This window comes from Actinosynnema sp. NPDC049800 (assembly GCF_040656635.1).
In the GTDB taxonomy this organism is placed as follows: Bacteria; Actinomycetota; Actinomycetes; order Mycobacteriales; family Pseudonocardiaceae; genus Actinosynnema.
On record NZ_JBFAMT010000114.1, the window covers coordinates 1 to 6,069 of the forward strand.

5 protein-coding genes and 1 pseudogene are annotated in these 6,069 nt (G+C 71.8%); 5 read left to right on the forward strand and 1 reads right to left on the reverse strand.

The genetic code is table 11. The features are described from left to right. Window positions 1-118 precede the first annotated feature (118 nt). Together AB0I91_RS44400 and AB0I91_RS44405 are read left to right on the forward strand one after the other, a co-directional pair. The gene (locus tag AB0I91_RS44400) at window positions 119-1,216 is read left to right on the forward strand and encodes an insulinase family protein (RefSeq protein WP_499642306.1); all 1,098 of its coding nucleotides are present in this window, start codon (window positions 119-121) and stop codon (window positions 1,214-1,216) included. A 23-nt stretch (window positions 1,217-1,239) separates the two neighbouring features. Then, window positions 1,240-3,168, forward strand: coding sequence for a carbamoyltransferase C-terminal domain-containing protein (locus AB0I91_RS44405; RefSeq protein ID WP_499642308.1), 1,929 nt, complete (start codon window positions 1,240-1,242; stop codon window positions 3,166-3,168). Here AB0I91_RS44405 and AB0I91_RS44410 read toward each other — a convergent pair. Beyond that, window positions 3,169-3,345, reverse strand: a pseudogene (locus AB0I91_RS44410) (IS5/IS1182 family transposase); the annotation flags it as partial. Window positions 3,346-4,073: 728 nt separating this feature from the next. Between AB0I91_RS44410 and AB0I91_RS44415 the strand changes: the two are divergent. The 3 genes from AB0I91_RS44415 to AB0I91_RS44425 all read left to right on the forward strand — a co-directional run bounded on the left by AB0I91_RS44415 (window position 4,074) and on the right by AB0I91_RS44425 (window position 5,920). After that, window positions 4,074-4,508, forward strand: a complete 435-nt coding sequence (locus AB0I91_RS44415; protein WP_498786285.1) for a cellulose binding domain-containing protein — start codon at window positions 4,074-4,076, stop codon at window positions 4,506-4,508. Window positions 4,509-4,535: 27 nt separating this feature from the next. Beyond that, complete coding sequence (locus tag AB0I91_RS44420; protein WP_499642310.1) at window positions 4,536-5,405, forward strand: alpha/beta fold hydrolase; 870 nt, start codon at window positions 4,536-4,538, stop codon at window positions 5,403-5,405. Window positions 5,406-5,572: 167 nt separating this feature from the next. Continuing rightward, complete coding sequence (locus tag AB0I91_RS44425) at window positions 5,573-5,920, forward strand: hypothetical protein (RefSeq protein WP_499619180.1); 348 nt, start codon at window positions 5,573-5,575, stop codon at window positions 5,918-5,920. The last annotated feature ends 149 nt before the right edge of the window (window positions 5,921-6,069 follow it).

The window sequence follows — 6,069 nt, forward strand, 5'->3', positions numbered from 1 at the left end:
GGGGGGGGGGGGGGCGCCCCCCCCCCCCCCCGCCCCCGCGGGTGGGGGGGGGGCGGGGCCGCCCCCCCCCCGGGGGGGGGGGGGGGGGCCCCCCGCCCCCCCCACCACGCTCCTTGTGGTGCGGCGGCCCACTGTCCCGCTGGTCGAGGTCCGTTTCCACTGGGCCGACGACGACCAGTCCCTCGACGCGGCGGTGGAGCGGTCCGCCGCCCAGCACGTCTTGCTCGGACAGGCTCGCCGGGCCTTGGACGCCGCCGGTGTCGGCGTCCACCGGCTGTCGGGGAAGTGGCGTTACAGCGGCTTGCACCTGACCCTGCGCCTGTTCGCCGCCGACATCGCCCGCGCGGTGCCGGCCCTGGCCCGCCTCCGACCTGCCGCGCCGGGCGACTCGCGTCACGCCGCGTTCCGGGAGCAGTCCCGGCGGGCGGCCACTGCGCGCGAGGTCGCGGACGCGGCCTTCTGCGCGGCGTTCCTGCCCGGCTCGGCGGGTGCGTGGTCGCCGGCGGAGCTGGCTGCCGGCTCCGCGGCGGTCGCCGATCGCGCCGTGGGCGACCGACTGGAGAAGGTGCTGTTGTCGGGAGAGTTGGCGATCGTCCTCGTGGGCGACGTGGACCCGCACGCCGAGTTCGACCTGCCCGCCCATCCCCGCCGCCGGTTCGCAGACGCCGTGGTCGCCCCCTCTCCCGACCTGCTGCGGCTCCCAGGTGGACCTGGCGCGGACATCCGGCTGGGGCTGCCGATCCCCGGCTCGCACGACCCGGAGCACTGGGGCGCACTCGTGGTGAACGTCGACTTCGGCCACCCGGTGCGTTCGCGGCTGACCCGTGCGTTGCGCGACACCGGTCTGAGCTACCACGCCGACAGCGTGGTGTTCCGCAGAGGCGGCCGCACGGCGCTCATGATCGTTGCGAGCGGCGCGGCCGGTTCCGCGGATCGACTGGTCGAGGCCGTCGTGGCGACCGTGGCCGACGTCCACCGCGAGCCCCCGGTGCAACTGCGGCTCGCCGCCGAGCGGGGCGCCGCGTCGATCCTGCGCGCGGCGGCGTCGCAGGCGAAGGCGGCGGACGCGCTCCTCGACGACCTCGTCGAGCGCCACGCGCACCCCGACCCCAGGCTGCAGGCCGACCTGCTGCGCGGCAGCGGCCCGGCACACGCACCCGCTGCGCTGCGGCTGTTCCACCCTGACCGGATTTTCGGTGTAGTCCTGAGCGGATGAGCCGGGAGCGAAAGGAACCTCCGATGCGGGACGGCTTCTACCTGTCGACCTACCTCAACCCGGTGGGCCTGCACAGCCTCTTCGACATGGTCTTCCGGCACGATGGCAACGTGTCGCTCTGGCACAAGTCCGGATCGCGGGTGCGCCTGGAACACGTGTGGGAGTTGGAGCGCATCAGCGGCGAGAAGCAGCACCGCACCCCGTTTCGGACCCTGGACGACCTCCGGGTCTTCCTGGCTTCCCTGCTGGCGTCGCACGGCCTGAGCTTCGACGACGTGGTCGAGGTCTGGGGCACGCCGGGGATCGCGACCACCGACGACTACCACCTCGTCACGGAGCACCCCGACCTCGCCTACCACGCCCTGTCGCACCTCTACAGCGCCGTGCTGATGGACAGCGACCTGTTCTTCGGCGGCACCATCGTCGGTCTCGCGATGGATCGCGGCCCGGACCGGGTGCTCGACGGTCGGGTCAAGGACCGGTGGTTCGCCGGGTGCGTCGTCGAGCGGGGTGACGTGAGCTTCTTCCCCGTGGAGTCGCCAGGTCCGCTCTACGGCATCGCCAAGGACCGCCTGGGAATGCGCGAGGGCACGCTCATGGCGCTGGCCACCTCGACCAAGGCCACCGGGTTCGCCGATCGGCAGCGGATCGTGGACGAGTTCGACTTCTCCGGCCCCCGGTCCATGAAGGACATGCCCGTGGCCCTCGACATCATCGTCGACTCGGTGCGCGGCACCCTGTCGCCCGACCCGCGCTTCACCGAGCGGGAGAGCCTCGTCAGCGCCGTGATGAAAGAGGTCCAGGCGATCTCAGTGATGATCGTGGAGCGCAACCTGGACCGCGTGCTCGACGAGTTCGGCATCGACCCGCGGCGCAGCCACCTCGCGCTGTCCGGCGGCTTTGCCCTCAACTGCCCGACGAACAGCCACCTCATGCGCGAGTACGGCTTCGCCGGACTGCTGGCGCCGCCGCACGTCAGCGACGGGGGGCAGTCGGTCGGCATCGCGCTCGGCGCGTTCCACAAGAAGCTGGCGGGGCGGTTCGACTTCCACTTCCCCAGCGCTTACCTGGGCAGGGCGGACGACGACCTCGACGCCGCGCTGGATGAGTTCGGGGGTTTCATCGGCACCGTCGACGCCCTCGACCTCGACACCGCCGTGGACGACCTGATCCGGCACCCCGTCGTGTGGTTCGACGGCAGGTCGGAGATCGGGCCCCGCGCGCTGGGCAACCGCAGCCTGCTGGCCGACCCGACCTCTGCGGAGGCCAAGGACCGGCTCAACGAGATCAAGCAGCGGGAGTGGTGGCGGCCGGTCGCCCCGGTCGTGCTGGAGGAGTTCGCCGGAGACTGGTTCGAGGACTGCGCGCGGTCGCCGTACATGCTGGAGACGTTCACCGTGCGCGGTGACGTCGTGGACCGCGTTCCCGCGATCGCCCACCTCGACCGCTCCTCGCGCGTGCAGACCCTGCGCGTCGACCAGCAGCCCCGCCTCCACGCCCTGATCACGGCCTTCCACGCCCGGACGGGGGTGCCGATCCTGTGCAACACGTCGTTGAACGACAAGGGCGAGCCGATCGTGGACACGCTCGCCGAGGCGGTGAACTTCTGTCTCCGCAAGCGCATCCCGGTCGCCTACCTCAACGGGCTGCGAGTGACCTTCACCCGCGCCGACGAGTTCCCCGAGACCGGCCCGCGGGCGCGAACCCAGGAGCCGTTCCTGCCGATGACCGCGGCCCAGCGGGACGAGGTGCGAGCGGCCCTGAACCCGCACGGCGTGCCGGACCTGCACCTCTACATCGCCCTGCACAATCCGGCCAGCATCGTCCTGCACGACGTGCGGACACCCGAGGGTGCCGCGGCGATGCGGGCCGACGTGGAACGGATGATGCTCGCCAACCCCGAACTGCGCCGTGCCGCCGAGGAAAGGCTGTCGGGCCTGTTCCCCGGATGACCAGCGGACCGTGCCCGGGCCGGAGCCGTGTGCGACGCCGCGACGGGCGATGACGGGCGTGGTGCCGCGGGGGCGAACCGGGCGGCGGTACCTGTCGTGGTCGTAGCCGCGGTCGGCGTGGAGCCGGCGCGGGCGCCGCCTCGGCTTGCCGACCACGCTGCGGATCGGCGGGATCGCGCCGATCCGCAGGACGGTTGTCGTCAGGTCAAGTGAGACAGGTTGTGTCTACGGGGCTGGTGGTGGGTGATCGACGGGTTGGTTGGTCCAGGCCACCTCGGGCAGTGCGGGTCGGCATGGTCACCGCGGGAGGGCCGGGGCTGCTTGTCGGATGGCGAGGACGCGGTCATCAGGATCTCCGATCCCGCCCTCGATCATGAACCCACCCTCGCACCAGGTGTCTCACGCGAGTCTGACCAAGAGGGCATGGCCGCCATCGGACGATGCCGAGCAACGGACCACCTCGCGCAACGACTGCACACCCGGCATCCTCACCAACGCCCGGCGCTCCGGACCCTCCGGGTCGACCGGGTCACCGGCCTCGGGCAGCCACACCTGCACACCGTGACGCCGGAACAACGCGAGCAGCCACTCCAACCGGTCACCGGCGAAACCACGACCAGTGCCGCCAGCATCACAGAGGGCCTGCGCGAGGTCGCACTCCGAGCCGGCGCAGCCCTTGAAGAGGTACATGCCGCGTGGGCGGGCGCCGCCACAGGGATCCCTGTCACGACCTCAGCGAAGGAACGTCGAAGATCGACTTGTTGTCCCTTGACCGGCGGTGCTCCCCGGTGAAGTGGTACACCGCGAGGGAACGCGTAGTGGCGCTGGGATGTGCCGCCCGCCCGCACGATGATCGGTGGCGAAGCGGACGCACCCGCACCGCCGATCGACGAAGGAGCACCGTCATGCGGCACCTCACCCGCCGTCTCGCCACCGCCGCGGCCGTCGCCGCGATGCTGACCGGGGTCGCGACCGTCGCGGCGCCTGCGGCCTCGGCCGCCGGTTCCGTCGCGGCGGAGGCCTCTTGCCGCTTCGACTACACGGCCGTCAACTTCACGGGTGGGTTCACCGCCGGGATCAAGGTGACGAACACCGGCTCGCAGCCGGTGAACGGCTGGTGGGTCGAGTTCGACCTGTCACCGGGCGCCCTCATCCAGACCACGTACGGCGGTAGGTTCGTGTCGTACAGCGGCCACATCCGGGTCAACGCCCCCGACTGGCTCCCGAGCCTGGCCCCCGGCCGGTACACCAACGTCGGGTTCAACGGCCGCAACACCGACCCGGCCGACGTCAGCGTCGCCAACGTCACCCTCAACGACCTCCCCTGCGTCACCGGCTGACCTCCACACCCGTCCACCCACTCGCGAATGGCGAAGAAGACCATGCAGGACCGCACGACCAGCGCCGCGGAACACATCGTCCCGGCCAACGGCATCGAGCTGTGCTACGAGACGTTCGGCGACGAGCGACAGCCCGTACTGCTGCTGATCATGGGCCTGGGGTTCCAGCTCGTGCACTGGTCCGACGAGTTCTGCCGGCAACTCGCCGAACGCGGCTTCCGCGTGGTCCGCTTCGACAACCGCGACGCCGGACGCTCGACACACCTGCCCCGAGCCGACTACACGTTGGACGACATGGCCGCCGACGCCATCGGGCTCCTCGACGCGCTCGGCGTCCGACGCGCCCATGTGGTCGGTGCGTCGATGGGCGGGATGATCGCCCAGGTCATGGCCGTGCGCCACCCGTCACGGGTGCTGAGCCTGGCGTCGCTCATGTCCACCACCGGCCGCCGCGGCAAGGGTCGCACTTCGCCGCGGCTGCTCCGCCACCTGTTCTCCCGGCGCCCCCGCACCGAGCAGCAGGCCATCGAGCGGCGCGTGCGGTTGTTCGACACCATCGGCTCGTCCGGCTTCGAGCAGGACGTCGACGAGATCAGGCGGGCGACCGCGCTCGCGCTCCGCCGCGACCCCGACCACCGCGGTGGCCGGCACCGGCAGTACAAGGCGGTGCGCGCGGCGGGGGATCGAACCGACCAGCTCGCGCGGGTCACGGCTCCGACGGTCGTGATCCACGGGACGGTGGACCGCATGTGCCACCACTCCGGCGGCGAGGCGACCGCGGCCGCGATCAGCGGCGCACGGCTCCTGCTCATCCCGGGCATGGGGCACGATTTCCCGCCCGGCGCATGGCCGACGATCGTCGACGCGATCGTCGAGAACGCCTACCGCGCCCGATAACCGGTCGAGGCGCCACCCCGGTCGTCGCGCGCCGGGGGAGTAGAGCACGGCCGCGGCCCGGAGACGGCCCGTCCGTCGGTGAAGCACGCCCTCGTCCGGCGCCTGATCGTCCGATCAGGACAGTCCACTGCGATCGACAAGAGAGGAACACCACCATGGGAAAGCGAATGAGGAACCTGGGAGCCGCAGTGCTGGCCACCGCGGCAGTGGGCATGGGGGGCGCTGCCACCGCGTCGGCCCAGCCCGTGTCGGCCGAGGCCGTGCAGGCCGCGTTCGTCACGCCGTACTTCGGCATGAACTGCTCGACCTGGGTGAGCGGCAGCTTCGGCAACTACCGCGGCAACGCCAGCTGCACCGGCACCGGCCAGTGGTTCCTGCGGGTCGACTGCACAGCGGGGTTCACGTACGACAGCCCGAAGGCGCTCCAGATCGATCCTTGGACGACCAGCACGAGAAGCGCCGGCTCCTGCTACTGGGGCGTGAACTCGATGACGATCGTCGAGGTCCCCTTCTGATCGGTCCGGTTCCGCACGAGGTCGGACCCCCCCCCCGGGCGGGGCGACCCAGCGCCCCACCCGGGGGTCCCCCGCCCCGCCGCGCCCCCCCCCCCCCCACGACACGCGCACAGACCGTACCAACAGCCCCCGCCCCGCGCCCCCCCCCC

Excerpts from the sequence above, each read along its gene's own strand:
- AB0I91_RS44405 (WP_499642308.1), top strand. The coding sequence starts at position 1,240 with ATGCGGGACGGCTTCTACCTGTCGACCTACCTCAACCCGGTGGGCCTG.
- AB0I91_RS44415 (WP_498786285.1), top strand. The coding sequence starts at position 4,074 with ATGCGGCACCTCACCCGCCGTCTCGCCACCGCCGCGGCCGTCGCCGCG.
- AB0I91_RS44420 (WP_499642310.1), top strand. The coding sequence starts at position 4,536 with ATGGCGAAGAAGACCATGCAGGACCGCACGACCAGCGCCGCGGAACAC.
- AB0I91_RS44425 (WP_499619180.1), top strand. The coding sequence starts at position 5,573 with ATGAGGAACCTGGGAGCCGCAGTGCTGGCCACCGCGGCAGTGGGCATG.